Source organism: Synechococcus sp. UW179B, assembly GCF_900474245.1.
Classification (GTDB): Bacteria; Cyanobacteriota; Cyanobacteriia; order PCC-6307; family Cyanobiaceae; genus Synechococcus_C.
Genome location: NZ_UCNZ01000026.1, coordinates 287,388 through 307,056 on the forward strand (window position 1 = coordinate 287,388; position 19,669 = coordinate 307,056).

The following is a 19,669-nucleotide window of genomic DNA, read 5'->3' on the forward strand; positions in this document are numbered from 1 at the left end:
TCATCGAAAGTCCTGGATCAGATCCGCCCTTGATCCAAGCTCAGTTCCTGAAGCCTCTGGTAGAGGGCTTGTTCGTCATCGTTCAGATGGGCAGGAATCACGATGACCACCTCCACCAGCTGATCTCCTTGGCGGTCGTTCCAGACGAGGCCACGTTCGCGAAGTCGCAGCAGGCGACCGCTCGATGAACCTGGAGGGACTTGAAGGGTCACGGATCCGGACAGCGTTGGAACATCCACCGCGCATCCAAGGGCTGCATCCGGTGGAAACAGTTCCAAGCGGTACAGCACGCGCAATCCATCAATGCGTAGGCCCTCCTCGGTGACCACTTGCAACTGCAAAAAATGATCCCGTCCACCCGGTGCCACTCCCTCTAAGCGGAGGCGCCAGCCATCCCCCGCAAAGGGAGGTGTATCCACCTCGATCACCGTTCCGTCGGAGAGCTCCAGGTTCACAGCAGTGCCGTGAAGGGCCTGGTCAGGGGTCAGCACAACCGTTGTTTCGAGATTGTCCTGCGAGCGAACAGGTGGGGGAGGTTGGGGAGATGGGGCTGGTCTGTGCTCCGTTTGCTGTTGATCAGCGTTGTGTGCGGATTCGACACGATCAGGCGCTGGAGGATCACCGATGCCCAAAACAACGGCGAGATACTCCTCGAAATCAGGAAACCCTGAAGCAAATGGGTCTTGGCTGGGACTTCGACCGTTGCGTTGACGCTCCCAGGCGACGCGCCTGTCGTGATCACTGAGGACGGCATAGGCCTCATTGACGAGTTTGAAGCGCTCTTCCGCCTGGCGATCGTTCCCGTTGAGATCCGGGTGCCATCGCCTTGCTTCGCGCCTGAAGGCTCTCTTCAGCGAGTCTCCGTCACTGCCTGGATCAAGACCAAGGAGGGCCCAATAATCGGGCTCAGCGATAGAAGTCATCATCCCAGGGGTCGATTCCGCGACGTCCACTTCTCATGCGTTCATCGGAACGGGTGTTGCCCGTGGACCAAGGGTCATCATCCCAATCATCGTCTGCGAAGAGTTCGTCTTTGAGCGTTCCGAGAGTGCTGCGAATGCCCTGCAAAGGCCCCGCCTCGCTGCTTCGTTCTGCAGAGAGACGGCGGTTTAACCCGAAGAGGGCTTCTTGCAGGCCACTCACGCCCATTTCCAACTGTTGCGGATCATCCTGCTCGAGCAGATCCTGAACATCACGCATCGCCATTTCTACGCTCCTCTGCTGCCGTTCGGCGCCATAGGGACCAAGCTCAAGGGCTGCATCACGCAAACGTCGCTCTGCTTGCGCCACCAACGTCAGGGCTGAATTGCGCCGCTCAATCGCAGCACGCTTGCGGCGATCTTCATCGGAGCGAGCTTCCGCCTCGGCGAGGAGTGCTTGCAATTCGTCTTCATTGAGATTCGAGCCCCCTTGAATCGTGACGGATTGCTTTCGACCCGTGGTGCGATCTGTTGCACTCACTTGAAGAATTCCGTTGGCATCGATGTCAAACGCAACTTGGATCTGAGGGACACCACGGGGGGCAGGTGGAATCCCTGATAAGCGGAAACGGCCTAAGGACTTGTTGTCTTGCGCCATTTGACGCTCACCTTGCCAAACATGAATTTCCACAGACGATTGATTGGCACCAGAGGTGCTGAACACGTCGGATTGACGCACTGGAATTGGCGTATTTCGAGGAATCAGGACCTTCATGAGTCCCCCCACGGTTTCCAATCCAAGGGACAGAGGTGTGACGTCGTTGAGAAGCAGATCTCTCAGCTCACCGGTGATGATTCCGGCTTGAACGGCGGCACCCACAGCAACCACCTCATCAGGGTTGACGGACTGACAGGGGTCATGGGGGATCAACGTTCTCACGAGCTGCATCACCATGGGCATCCGTGTGCTGCCACCCACAAGCACCACGTCATCAATGTCTTCTGCGAGCCAGCCTGAGTCTCGAAGCGCTGCCTGAACGGGGGTTAGCAGTCGATCAAGCAGATCAGGACAGAGTCCTTCAAACGTTTTGCGATCGAGAGTGGTCTCGATATGAAGGGGGCCTTCCTGACCGGTGGCAATAAAGGGCAGGGAGATCGGTGTGGTCGAAACGCCTGAGAGTTCCTGCTTGGCTTTTTCGGCCGCTTCAGTGAGACGTTGAAGCGCTTGGCGATCCCTGCGCAGATCAATTTGATGTTGTTGGAGGAAGGCATCAGCAAGCCAATCAACGATGAGTTGATCAAAGTCATTGCCACCCAATTGGGTGTCGCCGTTGGTGGCCTTTACATCGAAAACACCATTGGCGATCCGAAGCAGCGACACATCAAAGGTCCCTCCACCCAGGTCGAAGACAAGAACACGACGAACAGCACTGCGATCAAAGCCATAGGCCAGGGCTGCAGCCGTGGGCTCATTGAGAATCCGTTCCACCGATAAGCCGGCGAGGCGTCCCGCATCCCGCGTCGCCTGACGCTGGGCATCATTGAAATAGGCCGGAACGGTGAGAACGGCGGCGTCAACCGTTTCGCCTAGGTACGTGCTGGCATCGTCAACAAGCTTGCGCAAGATGCTCGAGACAAGCTCTTCCGGTGCATATTCCCGTTCGGTCTGAGGACAGGCCACACGAACGTTGCCCTGGTTGTTGGCACGAACGGTGTAAGGAACGGTGAGTGTGTTGTCGTCGAGTTCATCCCAGGCGCGTCCAACAAAACGCTTGAGATTGGAAAAAGTGTTGCGAGGATTGAGAACGAGTTGACGCCTAGCGGGCTGCCCTACCAGCAGCTCATCCTCTTTTGTGTAGCCAACAACCGATGGCGTGGTCCTCGTGCCTTCCGCGTTGGCAATCACCACCGGTCGACCGGCCTCAAGCACGGCGACGACGGAATTCGTGGTTCCCAGGTCGATTCCGACGATCCGGCCCATAACCGCGTATTTGGTGTCTCCAAGCTAACGGTCCAAACTCCAATCACCAAGCTCTTATGCGGAGGAATTCTGTGGTGTTCTTTCGCTTACCTGCAAAACAGCCGGCGCGCGGGTACGGTTCCGCAATCTGTCTGCCAGCAGAGTGAACCAATTCAAGGCTCAATATCTGCTTCGAAGCAGACCACCGGCTGAAAAGTTGGTGGATGGCAGTTTCAAGAAGCTCGTCGTCGTCATGGCCTCCATGGTTGCGCTGATCCTTATCTCCATCCTTGTGGTGGTGTTCTGGGGATCGTTGGAGTCGATGGGTCGCTACGGACTGTCGTTTTTGGTCACGTCCAACTGGAATCCAGTTGATGACGAATACGGTGCTTTCACGGCAATTTATGGAACGCTCGTTACTTCTCTTTTGGCACTAGTGATTGCTGTTCCTTTGGGTGTAGGTACGGCAATATTCATTACTGAAAATATTATTCCGCTTAAAATCAGAAATATTATTGGCTTGATGGTTGAGCTCCTGGCGGCCATCCCTTCAGTGGTCTTGGGGTTATGGGCAATCTTTATCTTAGAGCCATTTATTCACCCATTTCTCATGTTTCTCTATGAGGATTTCGGTTGGATTCCCTTCTTTAGTACGGAGCCATTGGGACCAGGGATTGCACCGGCAATTTTGATTCTTGTTGTGATGATTTTACCGATTATTACTGCTATTGCCCGCGATTCATTAAATCAAGTACCGATGAGACTGCGCCAAGCTGCCTATGGCGTTGGTGCGACGCGATGGGGAGCCATTTTGAACGTGATACTCCCTGCGGCCGTATCAGGAATCGTTGGTGGAGTGATGCTCGCTCTCGGCAGAGCCATGGGAGAAACCATGGCCGTCACAATGATTATTGGAAACTCCAATGTTTTTAGTTGGTCATTGTTGGCTCCCGGAAATACCATTTCAGCCATGCTTGCGAACCAGTTTGGGGAGGCAGACGTAGGACAGCTCTCTTCCCTTATGTACGCAGCATTCGTCTTGATGGTTATGACTTTAATTGTCAACATCATGGCTCAATGGCTTGTGAAACGTCTGAGTCTTAAGTATTAAAATATGAAATATTCCTCCATCGAAAGGTCTGCTGAAGGCATTCCCGATCTGAGCTACAAAAGCTGGAGAAAGCGCAATATCAGTAGCCGACTGTTGTCGTTCTTGGCGGGAGTTTTTGCTTGTTTGGCTGTCTTACCCCTGATTGCCGTTCTTATTTATATTCTGATCAAGGGAGTGGCAAGTTTAAACATTGATCTTTTTACCCAACTTCCTCCGCCTCCAGGGGGATCAGGTGGCGGTGTTGGCAATGCAATTCTTGGCAGTATTGTTGTGACAGCTATTGCCACATGGCTCGCCATTCCCATTGGCGTTGGAGGTGGGATTTACTTGGCTGAGTACTCCACTGGCAAGGGATTTTCTCAATTTATTCGATTTGGCACCAATGTTCTTGCTGGCGTGCCATCAATCATTGCCGGTGTTTTCATTTATGGAGTGATTGTTTCTACACGAATCCTTTTTGGCCATACCTTCAGCGCAATTGCAGGAGGAGCAGCCCTTTCTGTCCTGATGCTTCCCACCGTGGTCAAAACAACGGATGAAGGCTTGAAACTTGTCTCTAACGACCTCAGGCGTGCTGCTTTTGGCGTCGGGGCATCTCACTTCGTGACCGTGAGCCAAATCACTCTCCCCAAGGCTTTTACCCCCATTGCAACAGGAGTGGTGTTGTCGATTGCTAGAGCGGCTGGTGAAACAGCACCGTTGATTTTTACAGCGCTGTTTTCACCTTTTTGGCCCAATGGGATCTTCGAACCAATTGCAACTCTATCTGTCTTAATTTATAATTTTTCAGCCCAGCCTTACGATGTTCAAAATCAACTCGCTTGGGCTGCTTCCTTTATCCTTGTGGTGTTCATACTTGCATTGAACCTGCTGGCTCGTTGGCTCGGGAGGATAGCCAATCAATGAAACGCACGCTCAACGGCGTTTTAGCAACTCACTTGCAGACTCAACGTTCTTTCCATTCATGACCGCTTCATCTTCTCCAGAGTTACCCAATCCGAATTCTGACGTTTGCATATCAATTCAGAATGCAACCATTAGCTATGGTGATTTTGAAGCTTTAAAGAATGTATTTTGTGATATCCCGAGAGGGAAAGTAACGGCCTTTATTGGACCTTCAGGTTGCGGTAAGTCGACATTATTACGTGCCCTTAATCGTATGAATGATTTGATTGAGGGATGCTCTCTTCATGGAAGAATTCTTTTTGATGGAGCGGATTTGTACGCTCCCGATGTTGACCCTGTTGAAGTGCGGCGACGAATCGGAATGGTTTTTCAGCAACCTAATCCTTTTCCGAAAAGCATTTATGAAAATATAGCCTTTGGAGCACGTATCAACGGATATAACGGCAATATGGATGAATTAGTAGAAAAATCATTACGCCAAGCAGCCATATGGGATGAATGCAAAGACAAGCTCAAAGAGAGTGGAAATTCACTTTCAGGTGGTCAACAGCAGCGTCTTTGTATTGCACGCACCATCGCGATAGAGCCTGAAGTTATTTTGATGGATGAGCCCTGTTCTGCACTTGATCCCATCTCAACCTTGAAGATTGAGGAAACCATCCATGAGCTCAAGAAGAGTTTCACGATTGTGATTGTGACTCACAACATGCAGCAGGCTGTTCGTGTGAGTGATATGACAGCTTTCTTTAATGCTGAGGCTCTTGAAGGGGGCTCAGGAAAAGTAGGCTATCTCGTTGAATTCAATGACACAGACAAAATTTTTAATGCTCCAGCGCAGCAGGCCACCCAAGATTATGTTTCTGGACGCTTTGGTTGATGATGCGTCTGATGATGGTTTGGTGGCCCTTCGGATAATCTCCAGATTTAACTTTTGAAAGACAGCGAAGGGCCCTTGATTAACGACTATTTACCAGTACACTCTTTTGCTGGTTGTTGGCACTTCCCAGAATCTTGTGGTCTTTGATATCGATGAATTCGATCCTTTGAATAGGGAGATATTGCTTCTTTTTAGCAAAATTGGCTGAGTGAGGGCTCTTGTTCCTAAGGCGCTATCACTTGATGCCTCTCGGTTATGCATTTCTAAGGAGGATTTAAAGACAATCGTTCTCATACCAGCTTCTGACTTGAAGGCTCTTTTATGAGGAACAATCGAATCTCCAAAGACTTCTATATATTCTGCGGAATCGACAAAGCTGTCCACGAGTGACTCATAGCCGAAGTCATGCAGATGTTTTGTTTTTGTAGCAACTTCTTCTCTGCAGATCGGTGATCTCCCTAGGAGGTGCTTAAAAAGCAGTTCAATAGATCGCCATGGTGAGACTTGATAAAAATAAACTTGTTTGTAGACTTCTGTTTTGGCTAAGGCCTTCACCATCGTCCTTACAGTGATGCGACCATCCAATAGCTGCGCATCCAGTTCTGGCATCCTTTGTGATTGTGTAAGTCCTAAATTCCCGAATATTTGCTTATAAATAGCAGCAATAGCAATTTCATGTGCTTCAGAATTAGATGGATGGAATTCCTGAAATGTTACTCCAAATGGACAATTTTCGTGGGATCTAGGACCGATGCTGATCTTCATGTTTAGGCAATGTTTTTTTCTATACTCTGCGTTCGTTAATGCTGTCCCATTCTTGGTGCCAGAATTGCTTGCAAAGGAAATTTGAGTTTTCCGATTTGATGCTTCGTTTACAAGTAGCCCAGAGGAGTGATTTGGCATGAGTGATTTAGGCGAGAAAAAGAGTACTTACCCAGTGCACGTTGAACTAGAATGCAAAACTAGAACTTGTCTTTTGCAAGTCTGTAGATGTGCGTGGGTAAGCGATCTTACGGTGTTAAATTGTTGTAATTGATTTGCTTAGGAAAAATAAATACCTTGTGAGTTGACGCCTGTATTTCTATGTTTTTTGCATTTGTGTTTCTTGCGTAAAGTTGTGAGTACTTTTTATACATTTTTCAATAAATATTTTCTCGTTCTTGAAATGTTGGATTTTCGACTGTATTTTGCTTTTATTTTTGCCTGAAAGTAATTCCTAGTCCTTTGATGTGTTGACGACAATGAATGGTTCGATTTTGTTGTTTTAGCTTTCTCGGTCTTAAGCCGGTTTTGGTGGCACGTCCTTCATGGTCATTCCTTGATGGAACGTCCTTCATGACCATTTCTTGGTGGAACGTCCCCCTTTGTAGAAGGGAGTTCCCATAAAAAAACCCTTGCGAAGCAAGGGAGTGAGGAGCTTGAACGGAGAGGGAGGGATTCGAACCCTCGATAGAGTTGCCCCTATACAGCATTTCCAGTGCTGCGCCTTCGACCACTCGGCCACCTCTCCAGTGGCTGAGTTGAGAATGTAGCAGGGCGTTTCCTGAGGGCCTGATATGAGACCAAATCACACAGTCACAATTCACTGGCCCCAGGCTGGACGGACGATTACCCATCAGGTTCCTGAGGGGGAGTACATCCTCCAAAGCTTCGAGCAGCAGGGTGATCCGCTTCCTTTCTCGTGCAGGAATGGCTGCTGTACGTCCTGCGCGGTGAAGGTTCAAAAGGGATCTCTGGATCAAACAGAGGCCATGGGACTCTCAAAAGAGCTCAGGCAACAGGGATATGGCTTGCTTTGCGTGGCAAGAGCCATGGGTCCCCTTGAAGCGATCACGCAAGATGAGGATGAGGTGTATGAGCTTCAGTTTGGACGTCATTTCGGACGTGGTCAGGTTCGCCCTGGCCTTCCTTTGGAGGATGAGTGATGGCTCCCATGCTTGATTGCCGACAGGTTGCCCTCGATGCAGAACTCGATGATTCCACGCAGCAAACGCTTGCTGAGGTAGCCCGAGCTGCATCCAACCTGGGAGCAGCGGTGCTGATGCAGCATTACGGACGCCTCAGCAGCATCGAAAGCAAGGGTCGTGTGGGTGATTTGGTCACCAACGCCGATGTGGCTGCTGAAAAAGTAGTTCTCGACTACTTAAGAGAACACACTCCAACCATTTCGATCCTTGCGGAAGAATCGGGATCCAGTGGCACGCCGGGATCGTTGTGTTGGTGCGTGGATCCTCTCGATGGAACGACAAACTTTGCCCACGGTTATCCATTCTTCGCCACTTCTGTGGGCTTGATCTGGAAGGGGAAGCCCCTGCTGGGTTCCGTGGCCGTTCCATTCCTCAACGAAACCTATTGGTGTTCTCCCAATCAAGGGAGCTTTGTCAACGATGCTCCGATTCAGGTCAGTGACTGCAGCTCTTTGCAAGACAGTCTTCTTGTCACGGGATTCGCTTACGACAGGCATGAGCGAATTGACAACAATTACGCCGAGTTTTGTTGGCTAACCCATCGTTGTCGCGGTGTTCGTCGTGGTGGTGCCGCTGCTGTTGACCTGGCTTTTGTGGCAACTGGACGCCTGGACGGCTATTGGGAGCGGGGTTTGGCTCCCTGGGATCTTGCGGCAGGTGCCGCATTGGTGGCCTGTGCTGGTGGTTGTGTTGGTGATTACAAAGATTCAGCCTTTGCTGTGCAGGAAGGCAGGATTCTTGCGACATCACCAGGGCTCCATCTCCCCCTCAAGCAAGAACTCTCACGGGTGACCGCCTTGGAGCCCAAGCTTTATGGAGTTTGAGGATCGGCAGTCATAGGATCACTGTTCGTGATTTGTTGACTAGCTGGATGGCCCTGCAACCCGCCACGGGCGCTCGAGATCTGAATCCGAAGCAGGTCCAACAGAATCAGCATTTGAGAGAACAGTTGGCGATGGTCTATCGCCATTGGGGATACGACGAGGTGTCGCCCCCGCAGGTGGAACGGCTCGACACACTGATGGCGGGGGGTGCGATTGCCAGTCATGACGTCGTTCGACTTGTGGCCGATGACCCCCTGGGTCTTCGACCAGAGATGACAGCTTCCATTGCTAGAGCTGCCTGCACAAGACTCAAAGATCGACCGAGACCTCTACGACTCTGTGCTTGCGGAACGATTTTCGAGAGTCGAACGGCTGAAGAGGGAGGCCTGTGCATCGAGGAAAAACTGCACAGTGGTGTAGAGCTCTTTGGCGTTAAGGATCTGGCAGCAGAACTCGAACTTCTCACCTTGCTTCTAGAAGCGATGAATGCTCTCTCGCTGCTTGGTGAGCATCAACCCCAACTCTTGATTGGTCACACGTCCTTGATGGAATTGGTGTTGGCTCCTTTTGAACCTCCTATACGGGAAGAGATTCGCACTTGCTTAATTCAATACGACCGACTCGGACTCGAAGCCATGGGGCTGGAGGCGTCGGATCTCAAACGGTTGCTGAACTTACTGGACTGTCGAGGTACACCCCAAACCATTCTTGATCTTTTGGGAGAAAGTTTCGGTTCACAGCCAGTGCTCAATGACTTGAAACGATTGTTTCTGCATCTCAGTCCACTCGCTGAACAACAATCGTTGACCCTTCAATTGGACCCAACCTTTCATCCGCATCATGAGCTGTATGACGGTTTGGTGTTTCAGTTGGTTTGCCAGGGTGTGTCAGCTCCCGTTGTGATTGCCCGCGGCGGGCGCTATGACGGCCTCGTGCAACGTTGCGGCGAAGGTGAGCTGAATGCTGGAGGAGTGGGCTTCAGTTTTTGCCTTGACGATATTCGTGATCTTCCTGGCTCTAGCCCCGAACATGTCAAGAGGCAACCCAGCATTTTAGTTTGCTGGAGCGATGATTCAACACTTGAAAAGGCTCTGTTGAAACAGACGAGCTGGCATGCCCAAGGACAAGTCGCCCAATGTGATCTCAGGCCTTGTCGAAATCGTGAAGAAGCCGATCAGCGTCTGCAACCCTCGGGGTGCAACACCATCGACTGGTTGTCTGATTAGATTGCCCAGGCAAGACAACCAACAGTTATGGCACACACGATCGTCACCGATATCTGCGAGGGCGTTGCTGACTGTGTTGATGCTTGTCCTGTTGCCTGCATCAATCCAGGAGCTGGGAAAAATAAAAAAGGGACAGATTTTTACTGGATTGATTTTGATACGTGTATTGATTGCGGCATTTGCCTGCAGGTTTGCCCTGTAGCCAATGCCATCCTTCCTGAGGAGCGAGCGGATCTTCAAACACCTGGTTGATTTCATCCTCTCATTGGATCAACGTTGAGAAGAACATGCTCCATTCTTGATTGTCTTGTTGAACGTGGGAGTGTTTTTGTAAAAAGCCTTTTTGGAAGAATTTTGCTGGCTTTTTTATGCCATTGAGGATCATCCTGGATTATGAGGTTCGGAGAACCCCCCTCTACTAGCTGTTGTGCCTCGACAGGGTGCATCTCTAAACTTCAGTTTTACAAGTTGTTGGTATGGCGGTGATGGACGAACAGGGTCAAATTCAGATCCACACCGAGAACATTTTCCCAATCATCAAAAAGGCGGTTTACTCCGGCCATGAGGTGTTTTTGCGCGAGCTTGTCAGCAACGGCGTTGATGCGATCAGCAAACGGCGAATGGCAGCAATGGCAGGGGATTGCAGCGAGGGGGATGATGGCGCGATAAAAATTCATGTAGACCGTGAGGCCAAAACCTTGACCATTTCCGATAACGGAATTGGTATGACGGCAGATGAGGTGAAGCGCTATATCAACCAAGTTGCTTTTTCAAGCGCTGAAGATTTTCTAGAGAAATACAAGCAGGAAGATGATGCGATCATTGGTCACTTTGGCTTGGGTTTTTACTCGAGCTTTATGGTGGCAGAGCGGGTTGAACTGCTTACGAGGTCTGCAAAGCCTGACCAAGAAGCCGTGCGTTGGTCTTGCGACGGTTCTCCTAATTTTAATTTGACCGCAGCTGAACGATCCGACGCTGGAACAGATGTCATCCTTCATCTCATGGAGGAGGAAATGGAATATATAGAGCCAGCCAGAATAAAGACGCTGATTAATACGTACTGCGACTTTATGTCAGTACCAGTACAGCTTGAAGGAGAAACAATTAATAAAATGGTGGCACCTTGGCGTAAAAGTGCCCGGGAGCTTTCTGATCAAGATTATATTGACCTTTATAATTATCTTTACCCATTCCAGGGTGACCCCTTGCTGTGGGTTCATCTAAATACCGATTATCCATACAATTTGCAGGGCATTCTATTTTTTCCCAAGCAAACCGGTAGAGCTGATTGGGAGAAGGGAGAAATTAAGCTTTATTGCAACCAAGTGTTTGTTAGCGATTCCATCAAAGAGGTGGTTCCCCGTTACCTTCTTCCGCTAAGGGGAGTCATTGACTCTCCCGACATTCCTTTAAATGTGAGCAGAAGTGCTCTGCAGACTGATCGTCGCGTTCGTTCCATTGGTAATTTTGTTGCTAAGAAGGTTTCTGATCGACTGCGCAGCCTTAAAAAAGACGATCCACAAGCCTATGCAGAAGCTTGGGAGTCCTTAGCACCGTTTGTAAAAATTGGAGCGATGGAAGACGATAAGTTTGCTGATCAGGTAGAAGAACTAGTGATGTTCGCTACCAGTACCTCCGATTCTTCAAGCGAACATTGCGACCCCATTAAAGGGAATGAACGCAACTTCACCACCCTTGAGGGTTATCGCGGAAGGCTGCCTGCCGATGAGAAAATCATTTTATATTGTACTGACGAAGTCTCACAATCAGCAGCATTGAACTTATGGACTTCGCAGGATCGTGAGGTTTTGTTCGCAGATACAATCATTGATAGTCAGTTTATTCCATGGCTTGAATCTCGTCATGATGAATTAAAATTCCAGCGTGTTGATGCTGAGTTGGATTCATCCCTTAAAGAGGATACGCCAGAGTTGAGTGATGGTGATGGAGAAACGAAAAGTGAAAGCTTGAGAATGTTGATCAAAGATGCCCTTGATAACGATAAAGTTACGATCCAGGTCCAAGCTCTTAAATCTGGGTCTGAAGGGCCTGCCGCTTTGATTTTGCTCCCTGAGCAGATGCGCCGCATGAACGACATTGGTGCGCTCATGGATCAGCGGCTACCGGGATTGCCCGACTATCACGTTCTGCTCGTCAATCAAAAACATCCCCTTGTTGAAGGCTTACTTAAACTTCAATCAGGCGGTGTCATTGTTGGCGATGCCGGCCAATCGCCTAGCGAAATGCTTGCCCGTGATCTGGCCCAACACTTGTACGAAACAGCCAAGTTGTCTGTAGGAGGACTTGATCCGAAAGAGCTTGCAACTTTCCAAACCAAAAATTTGCAGCTGATGTCCCGTCTGATGGAGCGAGGACTCTAAGCAGACACTTTGCTAAAGTATTGGTTCGGCCATTGGCCATCGCTTTCTCAAGGACGCCGTTATGTCACGGGTGTGTCAGCTCACAGGTACTCGCGCCAACAACGGCATGGCTGTGAGCCACTCGCATATACGCACCAAAAAGCTGCAACAGGCAAACCTGCAGCAGCGTCGTCTCTGGTGGGCAGAGGGCAAACGTTGGATCAACCTGCGTATCACCACCAGAGCTCTGAAGACCATCCAGAAAAAGGGTTTGGGTGCCTACGCCCGCTCCCTGGGAATCAACCTCGCAAAACTCTGAATCTCTCTAGAATCCGTTCACTTAAAACGGTTTCATGAATAGACGATCCCTCCTCCAGACTGCAGTTCTGGGGGCAGGGTTTGTTTTATTGGCTCCCGGCCGAGTCAGTGCATTGGGCGGTCAAGCTCCTGAGATCGGAATCAAAGCTCCCGATTTTGATCTTCCAGGTTTCAGCAGTGTTCATCCAGAACAAACGCGTTGGAGTTTGAACAACCTCCAAGGACGTTGGTTGGTGGTTTACTTCTACCCGAGGGATTTCACTTCTGGTTGCACCATCGAAGCTCATGGCTTTCAGGATGCGTTGCCTGCCTTTCAAAAGAAAGGGGCAGAGGTAGTTGCGATCAGTGCTGACTCCGTCAGCGATCACGAGTCGTTCTGTAACTCTGAGGAGTTGAAATTTCCGTTGCTCTCCGATCCAGATGGCCTCGTGAGCAAAGCCTACGGGTCGTGGATGGCTCCATACTCGATGAGGCATACGTTTCTCATCGATCCCGAGTCTGTTCTTCGAGCTGTATGGACAGGAGTCCGTCCCGTCGGTCATGCCAAGGAGGTGCTAACGCGTCTCAATGAGTTACAGACTGGTTGAGTTATCTGTGCGTGTTAGAGATGGAGGGTTGACCATGGCTCTATAGAGCCAAAAACTAGAGGTGAAGCATGGCGGTCACAAAGGGACAAAGTCCTTTCATTCTTCTGTACCATCGCACGCCATTTGATGAAGGAAGAGATGAAAATGGCAAGAGAATTTGGTGCGATCAGAAAAGTCCCAATGGGATTATTCCTACATTAAGGAATTTATTCCGCACAAGAGAAAATGGCACTTGGATCGCCTGGCGGAAGGTTGACAATGTTGAAGATTCGAATGATGAAAGCATTTCGATGTCGGATCCCAGCCCCTTTACGTTGTGCAGAATTCCCCTAGAAGAGAATCAGATATCAAGCTTTTATCACGTCACATCGAAAGAATCCTTTTGGCCAATTCTGCATACATTCCCAACCCATTTTAATGTCAACAATGCAGATTGGGGTATTTTTGAAGAAGTTAATCTGAGATTTGCTAAAGCTGCCTGTCGGCAGGCAGCTGAATCAGCCACTGTATGGGTTCATGACTACAATTTATGGCTTGTTCCTGGCTATATCAGAGAATTAAGGCCTGATTTAAAGATTGCTTTCTTCCATCATACGCCGTTCCCTGGTAATGATGTTTTTGCCATTTTGCCATGGCGTGAGCAAATTCTTGAAAGCCTACTAAGTTGTGATGTTGTCGGATTCCATATTCCCCGTTATACCGAAAACTTTGCCCGTGCGGCCAACTGCTTACTCGGTGCCAAGAAGGGAGCGAAGCAACCTGTCAATCCTCGTTTCGTCTCAACTGGCTCCGCCTTAACCGAACCCTCGGAGACCCCTTGCTTGCATTACAAGGGCCGTAAGATTCAACTCTTGTCTTCTCCTGTTGGAACATCTCCGGATGTTATTCAGGAACTTGCAGGTCGGGATGATGTTCAAGAATTGGCCGATAAAATTGATGACGACACCAAAAAAGGTAGAAAGCTCATTCTGTCTGCTAGCCGAGTTGACTACACCAAAGGCAATGAAGAGCTTTTGCTTGCTTTCGAACGTCTACTGGAACGTCGACCTGATTGGCATGGGAAGGTTGTGCTCATGCTCGCTTGTGTTGCCGCTGCAAGCGGCATGAAAATCTACGAAGATACCCAACGTACGATCGAAGAAACGGCAGGTCGCATCAATGGTCGATTTAGTTTGATTGATTGGGTTCCTATTCGGTTCTCCACGAGGCGCATACCCTATGAGGAAATGGTTGCATGGTTTACGCGTTCAGATATCTGTTGGATTACACCCCTACGTGATGGTTTAAATCTCGTCGCAAAGGAATATGCGGCAGCACGTAAGGATCGGGGCGGTGTTTTAGTTCTGTCAGAATTTACGGGTGCTTCTGTTGTTCTTGATGGAGCAATCTTGACTAATCCCTATTCCCATCGACAGATGGACGAGACGATTGAACGCGCCCTAGAAATGCCAAACGATGAACAGATTAAACGTATGAGCAGGATGAGCAGTGCTGTCGAGAGTTTTACAGTGAGTGACTGGGTTAGTGAGCAAATGAATGCTCTCGAAGGTCAGAATAGTATTTGAAGATGAATTTGCATATGTTCTTGCGCAGGGTTCTTGTTTCTCTCTCTGTTGTATTGGTTTGTACTGCCTGCATTGGGCTAGTCCAAGCAAGATCGATTGAATCAGTTTCTTTTTTGATGGCTGCTCCCTTCGCCGATGCGACACAAGATTTGGTCAAGCAATTCAATAGGGAGCATCGCGGAGAAATTCATCTAAAAGTTATTCGGGGCCCCTTAGAAACAGAAGCTATTTCTGATTTAGCCATTAGTAGCTTGCTTTTAGGCAAAGCACCTTTTGATGGCTTGCTCATGGATGTGACATGGCTACCTAAGTATGCTGCAGCTGGCTGGATGGAACCTCTTGAGGGGTTTTTCAATCAAGATGATTTGGATTCATTAGCGATGGGTGCTCGCGAGGGAAACTCCTATGACGGTCATCTTTATCGCTGGCCTATGACCTCAGATATGGGATTGCTTTATTACAGAACGGATCTGATGGATAAACCACCAGAAACACCGGATGAATTGGTTTTAATCTCTCAAACTCTTCAGAAAGATAAAAAAATTGATTGGGGTTATGTCTGGCAAGGCAGACAATATGAGGGGCTTAGTTGTGTCTATTTGGAAATGATTGATGGCTTTGGTGGTGATTGGTTGCAACCTACTGATAATCAAATTGGTTTAGATTTGGATCCAGGTGTAGAAGCTGCAGCTTGGTTGCAAGGGCTTATTGATCGTGGTGTTAGCCCAAAGGCCGTTACCAATTATGCAGAACCTGAGGCTCTACAGAGTTTCAAAGTTGGTGATGCAGCTTTTATGCGAAATTGGCCCTACGCCTGGGCTGAACTGCAAAAATCCGACAGCGCTGTGAAGGGGAACGTTGGTATCACAACGATGGTGGCCAAGCCTGGCTATGCCACTTCAACCCTTGGGAGCTGGGGGCTGACGGTTTTGAAAGGTTCTAAGCATGTGGATGCTTCGATTGAAGCGATCCGTTTCCTAACGACTGACGTTGCTCAAAAGCAGCTGTATCTCCAATATGGATATACACCAACACAACAAGCTGTTTTTGATGATTCACAATTGCTAACCGAATCTCCAATACTCGAAGATTTTCAGAAGGCCTTGAACGTTGTTAAGCCAAGACCAGAAACTCCTCTGTATGCTCAACTTAGTGATGTTTTGCAACGCCAACTCAGCAGTGTTCTCACGCATGAACAGACACCCAAGGCAGGGATGGATGTGGCAACAGATAACACCAGGCAAATCCTGATCTCAGCAGGAGATCAGCCATGATCGCTTTTCTGTTACTTCCAGCACTTCTGCTGCTTGTTGTTGTCTTTGTTGGTCCCTTGCTGCGTTATGCATGGCTTAGTTTTCATGCCGACTCTGTTATTACCGGGCTAATCGCGATCCCCAATGGTGGTGCGAATTGGCTGCGATTGCTTCAGGATCAACGCTATTGGCAGGATCTTGGGCAAACCCTGCGTTTTTCCGGAGTGTCTGTTGGTCTTGAGCTCGTTCTTGCCCTCATGATTGCTCTCCTCCTGGATCAGCGCTGGCGAGGACGAGATGTTGTAAGAACCGTTGCCCTGATTCCTTGGGCACTCCCTACCACTGTGATGGCACTTGGGTGGCGCTGGATTTTTAATACTCCTTATGGACCGGTTGATCACTTCACCAGAATCGTTGGGTTGGGATCACTGAATATTCTCGGTGACCCAAGACTCACATGGATGGCAACCGTATGGGCTGATGTTTGGAAGACGACGCCCTTTGCTGCATTGATTTTGTTGGCTGGATTGCAGACGATTCCAGTGGACCTTTATGAAGCCGTGCGTCTCGAGGGCGGCAATGCGTTTATTTGCTTGCGACGTATCACGCTTCCCTTGCTTCGTCCGTACATCCTACTTGCCTTACTTTTTAGACTTGCACAAGCCTTTGGTGTGTTTGATCTAATCCAAGTTCTTACAGGTGGTGGACCTGCGAGTAGTACTGAAAGTGTTGCCTTATATGCTTATTGGAATGCCCTAAGGTTTTTAGACTTTGGCTATAGTGCAACGATTATAATGGCTAGTTTTATACTTATCAGCCTTCTTTGTATTCTTGCTTGGATTGTTTTGCAAATTCTTATTCCTACGCATTCAAAGTCACAGGAGGTCGTTAAGTCATGAACCGTCGTTTTCTTGTTGGACTGCTCTTGTTTTGGTCGTTAGGCCCCTTGCTCTGGCAGGTTTACACATCCCTCTGTAGTGATCAAGCTCTTACACAACCCTTTGCTTCCATCGACCACCGCTGGACTCTTGTTCATTATCAGAATGTTTTATCGGCTGATCCACCGTTTTGGCGATATCTCGTTAATAGTTTGATTGTGGGCGTATCTAGTACATTTCTTTGTTTACTGCTCGCTCTCCCTGCTGCCTATGCATTAAATCGGATTCCCAGAAAGGTATCCATGTTGAGTCGATTGGCTCTTGTCGGTGCTGCTCTGTTTCCTTACGTGCTGTTGTTCTTGGCCTTGCTTGAATTAGCGCGTGTTTTGAATCTGGGCAACCAGCTCTTAGCGTTAAGCCTCCCCTACGCAGCACTTTCTCAACCTCTTGCCATTCTTCTATTGAATAGTGCGTTCAGTGATTTGCCACCGGAATTAGAGGATGCGGCAAAGCTCGAAGGCCTTTCATTGTTTCAAAGATTCCGTTGGATCTTGATCCCTTTGATTTCCCCTGCGACTGCGAGTACGGCCATTCTGGTGTTTCTTTTCTCTTGGAATGAGTATCCTATCGCTTTAACTTGGATTAGTGATTCTAATAAATTAACGTTGCCCGTTGCCATGGCCAGAATTGCTGGTTCTTCCATTTATTCTGTTCCTTATGGTGCTTATGCAGCAGCAACCGTGCTCGGCTCCATCCCCTTGGTCTTACTCGTTTTGATCTTTCAAAAACCGATTGTTTCTGGTCTTACTAGCGGAGCTGTAAAAGGATGACTCTTCAAATCCAAAATTTAGGTCGTCGTGTTGGACAACAATGGATCGTTCGTCATCTCAATCTTCATGTTGATAACGGTGAATGTGTTGCCTTAGTTGGTCCATCTGGATGTGGTAAAAGTACAACCCTGCGCCTCATTGCTGGCCTTGATCCTGTTTCTGAAGGCGAGATCATTCTTGATCAAGCCAACGTTACGCATGCCACAGCTGCTCAGAGAGCTGTGGGAATGGTTTTTCAAAGTTATGCCTTGCTTCCACATTTGAGTGTGATGGCAAACTTGGAACTAGGTCTTCGCGTACGAGGCGTCGATCCTGCTGAACGGCTGCAACGGATTCAAGACATGCTTGATCTTGTTCAACTGCAACAGCATGCAGATGTGTTGCCTGCTCAGTTGTCTGGAGGTCAAAGGCAACGGGTGGCGTTAGCCAGGGCTTTGTTACGCGATCCAGATGTGTATCTGCTCGATGAGCCTATGAGCAATTTGGATGCTCAACTGCGCGAAGAGTTACGGCCAGAACTTCGTCGCCTCGTACTTAATCGTCAAAAACCAGTGATCCATGTCACGCATGATCAGCATGAAGCGATGGCGATTGCTGATCGTATTGCTGTTCTCCACTCTGGGCGCATTCAACAGGTTGCCACTCCTGCAGATCTTTATCATCGTCCTGAAACTTTGTTCATTGCCAAATTTATTGGTCGTCCTCAAATCAATTGTCTTTCGCCAAAAAATGGGGTTGTGTGTGCTGTGAGACCTGAGGCTCTTTTCTTTGCCAAGGAGGGTCTGCCTTGCAAATTAATTTCCCGTGAATGGCTCGGTAGTTCTCAGCTTCTCTACCTTGACTCTCCTCAAGGTCAGTTGAGATTATCCTGTTCAACGAGTGTTGAAATTCCTGAGACACCTTTCGTTTCCTGGAACTCTTCAGATGAGTATCATTTTGATGAAGAGAGTGGCTGTCGTCTTTCTAAATATTGATGTTCTTTTCTAGTCTGCTCAAGGATAACCTGAGTACCTTTTCGTGTTCGTAGGATTGTGTTCTGATGCTATGAAGATGGCTCTTGGACGGAGGATTTTTCATGCATGTTTGCCATTGTTGCAGCAATATTTCTAGGCTTGGTAGGTGTGACAGATCAAACCAAGGCACATCAGCCGTACGTGCTGCTGCTTCTACTTTTGGATCATAGCTGAGTCCTGCTGTTGGACATTGATTGACAATCGCTAAAATTAAGGCATGTAATCGCATGGCTATTACGAGACTTGCCTCACTAAATATCTGTTCTGCATGCTCGATATTTTCTGCAACAACAGTCTCTGAATTTGCCGCCAAGGTATTCGGTACCAAGCCTTTCTCTGTCAGTGTTTGCAGCAAGTTGACATCTTGATTGGCATGAAAGGCCAACCATGTGACCGATCGATTGCTGCTTTTGCTCAAATAATCGACGCCTTGCAGTAGGACTGACCATCCAGCGTCTGTTAACAATTGGCTTGGTCGCCAACACAGCACAATATTTCCTCCCCCTTTGTGTTCATTCATCTGATGGGTCCAGACCGGATCGGGAGCCACTGACATCGTCGTTTTGATTCCCAGTTGCTTGGCCAGTTGTATGGATGCTGTGTCTCTCCAGGTAATGGAAGTTGCACCGTTGAGAACAAGGCCCACGAGAAAGCGGCTGCATGGATGCTTGAGCGGTCCGAGACCTTGCCCCCATAGCAAGACGGGCTTGCGTTTTGCTCGTGCCACCACAATCAAAACGATGTAATAAAGAAGGCTTCGAAAACTTGTGCTGTCTTGGAGCAGGCTTCCGCCTCCCAGCACCACCCCCTGGACGTGTTGAATGCTCTTCAAGACGTGTTTTAGTGACCTCCTGTTCACGACAGTTGCATTCGGAACAAGCGTTTGAACCGCCGATGCATCGTGGGCTGTAATCAAGGGTTGCCAGCCCTCGGGCAACTGCTTGTTCAACACCTCAAGCAGGGCGTCATCGCCAAGGTTGTGTTCTCCGTAATAGCCACAGAGGAGAATGCGCCTAGGCGAGAAAGACGGAGCCAGCCCAGACATTCACAACACCATGCTTACCCTCATTATCA

Annotated in this window: 19 protein-coding genes and 1 tRNA gene; 15 read left to right on the forward strand and 5 right to left on the reverse strand. The window is 48.9% G+C overall.

Translation table 11 applies throughout. The features are described from left to right. Nucleotides 1-17: 17 nt before the first annotated feature. Nucleotides 18-923: a DnaJ C-terminal domain-containing protein gene (locus DXY38_RS12640; RefSeq protein ID WP_115071917.1), complete on the reverse strand. Its 906-nt coding sequence runs from the start codon at nucleotides 921-923 to the stop codon at nucleotides 18-20. After that, entirely contained in the window at nucleotides 907-2,901 is a 1,995-nt protein-coding gene (gene dnaK / locus DXY38_RS12645) for a molecular chaperone DnaK (RefSeq protein ID WP_115071918.1), read from the reverse strand. The genes DXY38_RS12640 and dnaK overlap by 17 nt, the downstream gene beginning before the upstream one ends. Nucleotides 2,902-3,043: 142 nt before the next feature. Between dnaK and pstC the strand changes: the two genes are divergently transcribed. The 3 genes from pstC to pstB are packed head-to-tail and all read left to right on the forward strand — an operon-like array spanning nucleotide 3,044 to nucleotide 5,774. Continuing rightward, nucleotides 3,044-3,991 carry a phosphate ABC transporter permease subunit PstC gene (gene pstC, locus DXY38_RS12650; RefSeq protein WP_038013151.1) on the forward strand — a complete coding sequence of 316 codons (948 nt, stop codon included), beginning with the start codon at nucleotides 3,044-3,046 and terminating at the stop codon, nucleotides 3,989-3,991. Nucleotides 3,992-3,994: 3 nt separating this feature from the next. Next, nucleotides 3,995-4,897, forward strand: coding sequence for a phosphate ABC transporter permease PstA (pstA, locus tag DXY38_RS12655; RefSeq protein WP_115071919.1), 903 nt, complete (start codon nucleotides 3,995-3,997; stop codon nucleotides 4,895-4,897). A 58-nt stretch (nucleotides 4,898-4,955) separates the two neighbouring features. Then, nucleotides 4,956-5,774 carry a phosphate ABC transporter ATP-binding protein PstB gene (pstB, locus tag DXY38_RS12660; protein WP_115071920.1) on the forward strand — a complete coding sequence of 273 codons (819 nt, stop codon included), beginning with the start codon at nucleotides 4,956-4,958 and terminating at the stop codon, nucleotides 5,772-5,774. A gap of 90 nt (nucleotides 5,775-5,864) precedes the next feature. Here pstB and DXY38_RS12665 read toward each other — a convergent pair whose 3' ends face one another. Further along, the gene (locus DXY38_RS12665) at nucleotides 5,865-6,677 is read right to left on the reverse strand and encodes a phycobilisome rod-core linker polypeptide (RefSeq protein WP_115071921.1); all 813 of its coding nucleotides are present in this window, start codon (nucleotides 6,675-6,677) and stop codon (nucleotides 5,865-5,867) included. Between the two features lie 520 nt (nucleotides 6,678-7,197). Next, nucleotides 7,198-7,284, reverse strand: a tRNA-Ser gene (locus tag DXY38_RS12670). Between the two features lie 46 nt (nucleotides 7,285-7,330). Between DXY38_RS12670 and DXY38_RS12675 the strand changes: the two genes are divergently transcribed. From DXY38_RS12675 to DXY38_RS12730, 12 genes are all read left to right on the forward strand, one after another. Next, nucleotides 7,331-7,699: a 2Fe-2S iron-sulfur cluster-binding protein gene (locus DXY38_RS12675; RefSeq protein WP_006852608.1), complete on the forward strand. Its 369-nt coding sequence runs from the start codon at nucleotides 7,331-7,333 to the stop codon at nucleotides 7,697-7,699. Further along, entirely contained in the window at nucleotides 7,699-8,565 is an 867-nt protein-coding gene (locus DXY38_RS12680; RefSeq protein WP_115071922.1) for an inositol monophosphatase family protein, read from the forward strand. Before DXY38_RS12675 ends, DXY38_RS12680 begins: the two co-directional genes overlap by 1 nt. 47 nt (nucleotides 8,566-8,612) lie before the next feature. Beyond that, nucleotides 8,613-9,791, forward strand: coding sequence for an ATP phosphoribosyltransferase regulatory subunit (locus tag DXY38_RS12685; RefSeq protein WP_115071923.1), 1,179 nt, complete (start codon nucleotides 8,613-8,615; stop codon nucleotides 9,789-9,791). Between the two features lie 27 nt (nucleotides 9,792-9,818). Further along, nucleotides 9,819-10,043 carry a ferredoxin family protein gene (locus DXY38_RS12690; protein ID WP_006852611.1) on the forward strand — a complete coding sequence of 75 codons (225 nt, stop codon included), beginning with the start codon at nucleotides 9,819-9,821 and terminating at the stop codon, nucleotides 10,041-10,043. Between the two features lie 224 nt (nucleotides 10,044-10,267). Continuing rightward, nucleotides 10,268-12,172: a molecular chaperone HtpG gene (htpG, locus tag DXY38_RS12695; protein WP_115071924.1), complete on the forward strand. Its 1,905-nt coding sequence runs from the start codon at nucleotides 10,268-10,270 to the stop codon at nucleotides 12,170-12,172. Between the two features lie 61 nt (nucleotides 12,173-12,233). Then, a complete protein-coding gene (gene rpmB, locus DXY38_RS12700; protein WP_006852613.1) occupies nucleotides 12,234-12,470 on the forward strand; it encodes a 50S ribosomal protein L28 in 237 nt (78 codons plus the stop codon). Nucleotides 12,471-12,504: 34 nt separating this feature from the next. Continuing rightward, nucleotides 12,505-13,056, forward strand: a complete 552-nt coding sequence (locus DXY38_RS12705) for a peroxiredoxin (RefSeq protein WP_115071925.1) — start codon at nucleotides 12,505-12,507, stop codon at nucleotides 13,054-13,056. A 68-nt stretch (nucleotides 13,057-13,124) separates the two neighbouring features. Next, nucleotides 13,125-14,621 carry a glucosylglycerol-phosphate synthase gene (gene ggpS, locus DXY38_RS12710; protein ID WP_115071926.1) on the forward strand — a complete coding sequence of 499 codons (1,497 nt, stop codon included), beginning with the start codon at nucleotides 13,125-13,127 and terminating at the stop codon, nucleotides 14,619-14,621. 14 nt (nucleotides 14,622-14,635) lie between these two features. Continuing rightward, nucleotides 14,636-15,895 carry an ABC transporter substrate-binding protein gene (locus DXY38_RS12715; RefSeq protein ID WP_371411015.1) on the forward strand — a complete coding sequence of 420 codons (1,260 nt, stop codon included), beginning with the start codon at nucleotides 14,636-14,638 and terminating at the stop codon, nucleotides 15,893-15,895. Continuing rightward, complete coding sequence (locus tag DXY38_RS12720; protein ID WP_115071928.1) at nucleotides 15,892-16,773, forward strand: carbohydrate ABC transporter permease; 882 nt, start codon at nucleotides 15,892-15,894, stop codon at nucleotides 16,771-16,773. The genes DXY38_RS12715 and DXY38_RS12720 overlap by 4 nt, the downstream gene beginning before the upstream one ends. After that, nucleotides 16,770-17,582 carry a carbohydrate ABC transporter permease gene (locus tag DXY38_RS12725; RefSeq protein ID WP_115071929.1) on the forward strand — a complete coding sequence of 271 codons (813 nt, stop codon included), beginning with the start codon at nucleotides 16,770-16,772 and terminating at the stop codon, nucleotides 17,580-17,582. Before DXY38_RS12720 ends, DXY38_RS12725 begins: the two co-directional genes overlap by 4 nt. Further along, nucleotides 17,579-18,556 carry an ABC transporter ATP-binding protein gene (locus DXY38_RS12730; protein WP_115071930.1) on the forward strand — a complete coding sequence of 326 codons (978 nt, stop codon included), beginning with the start codon at nucleotides 17,579-17,581 and terminating at the stop codon, nucleotides 18,554-18,556. The genes DXY38_RS12725 and DXY38_RS12730 overlap by 4 nt, the downstream gene beginning before the upstream one ends. Here DXY38_RS12730 and csaB read toward each other — a convergent pair. Beyond that, the gene (gene csaB / locus DXY38_RS12735; protein ID WP_115071931.1) at nucleotides 18,546-19,640 is read right to left on the reverse strand and encodes a polysaccharide pyruvyl transferase CsaB; all 1,095 of its coding nucleotides are present in this window, start codon (nucleotides 19,638-19,640) and stop codon (nucleotides 18,546-18,548) included. The genes DXY38_RS12730 and csaB overlap by 11 nt on opposite strands. Nucleotides 19,641-19,669 lie beyond the last annotated feature (29 nt).

Excerpts from the sequence above, each read along its gene's own strand:
- htpG (WP_115071924.1), top strand. The coding sequence starts at position 10,268 with ATGGCGGTGATGGACGAACAGGGTCAAATTCAGATCCACACCGAGAAC.
- csaB (WP_115071931.1), bottom strand. The coding sequence starts at position 19,640 with ATGTCTGGGCTGGCTCCGTCTTTCTCGCCTAGGCGCATTCTCCTCTGT.
- DXY38_RS12705 (WP_115071925.1), top strand. The coding sequence starts at position 12,505 with ATGAATAGACGATCCCTCCTCCAGACTGCAGTTCTGGGGGCAGGGTTT.
- DXY38_RS12680 (WP_115071922.1), top strand. The coding sequence starts at position 7,699 with ATGGCTCCCATGCTTGATTGCCGACAGGTTGCCCTCGATGCAGAACTC.
- DXY38_RS12730 (WP_115071930.1), top strand. The coding sequence starts at position 17,579 with ATGACTCTTCAAATCCAAAATTTAGGTCGTCGTGTTGGACAACAATGG.
- rpmB (WP_006852613.1), top strand. The coding sequence starts at position 12,234 with ATGTCACGGGTGTGTCAGCTCACAGGTACTCGCGCCAACAACGGCATG.
- DXY38_RS12675 (WP_006852608.1), top strand. The coding sequence starts at position 7,331 with ATGAGACCAAATCACACAGTCACAATTCACTGGCCCCAGGCTGGACGG.
- DXY38_RS12715 (WP_371411015.1), top strand. The coding sequence starts at position 14,636 with ATGTTCTTGCGCAGGGTTCTTGTTTCTCTCTCTGTTGTATTGGTTTGT.
- DXY38_RS12690 (WP_006852611.1), top strand. The coding sequence starts at position 9,819 with ATGGCACACACGATCGTCACCGATATCTGCGAGGGCGTTGCTGACTGT.
- DXY38_RS12640 (WP_115071917.1), bottom strand. The coding sequence starts at position 923 with ATGACTTCTATCGCTGAGCCCGATTATTGGGCCCTCCTTGGTCTTGAT.
- DXY38_RS12665 (WP_115071921.1), bottom strand. The coding sequence starts at position 6,677 with ATGCCAAATCACTCCTCTGGGCTACTTGTAAACGAAGCATCAAATCGG.
- DXY38_RS12685 (WP_115071923.1), top strand. The coding sequence starts at position 8,613 with ATGGCCCTGCAACCCGCCACGGGCGCTCGAGATCTGAATCCGAAGCAG.
- DXY38_RS12720 (WP_115071928.1), top strand. The coding sequence starts at position 15,892 with ATGATCGCTTTTCTGTTACTTCCAGCACTTCTGCTGCTTGTTGTTGTC.
- pstA (WP_115071919.1), top strand. The coding sequence starts at position 3,995 with ATGAAATATTCCTCCATCGAAAGGTCTGCTGAAGGCATTCCCGATCTG.
- dnaK (WP_115071918.1), bottom strand. The coding sequence starts at position 2,901 with ATGGGCCGGATCGTCGGAATCGACCTGGGAACCACGAATTCCGTCGTC.
- pstB (WP_115071920.1), top strand. The coding sequence starts at position 4,956 with ATGACCGCTTCATCTTCTCCAGAGTTACCCAATCCGAATTCTGACGTT.
- ggpS (WP_115071926.1), top strand. The coding sequence starts at position 13,125 with ATGGCGGTCACAAAGGGACAAAGTCCTTTCATTCTTCTGTACCATCGC.
- DXY38_RS12725 (WP_115071929.1), top strand. The coding sequence starts at position 16,770 with ATGAACCGTCGTTTTCTTGTTGGACTGCTCTTGTTTTGGTCGTTAGGC.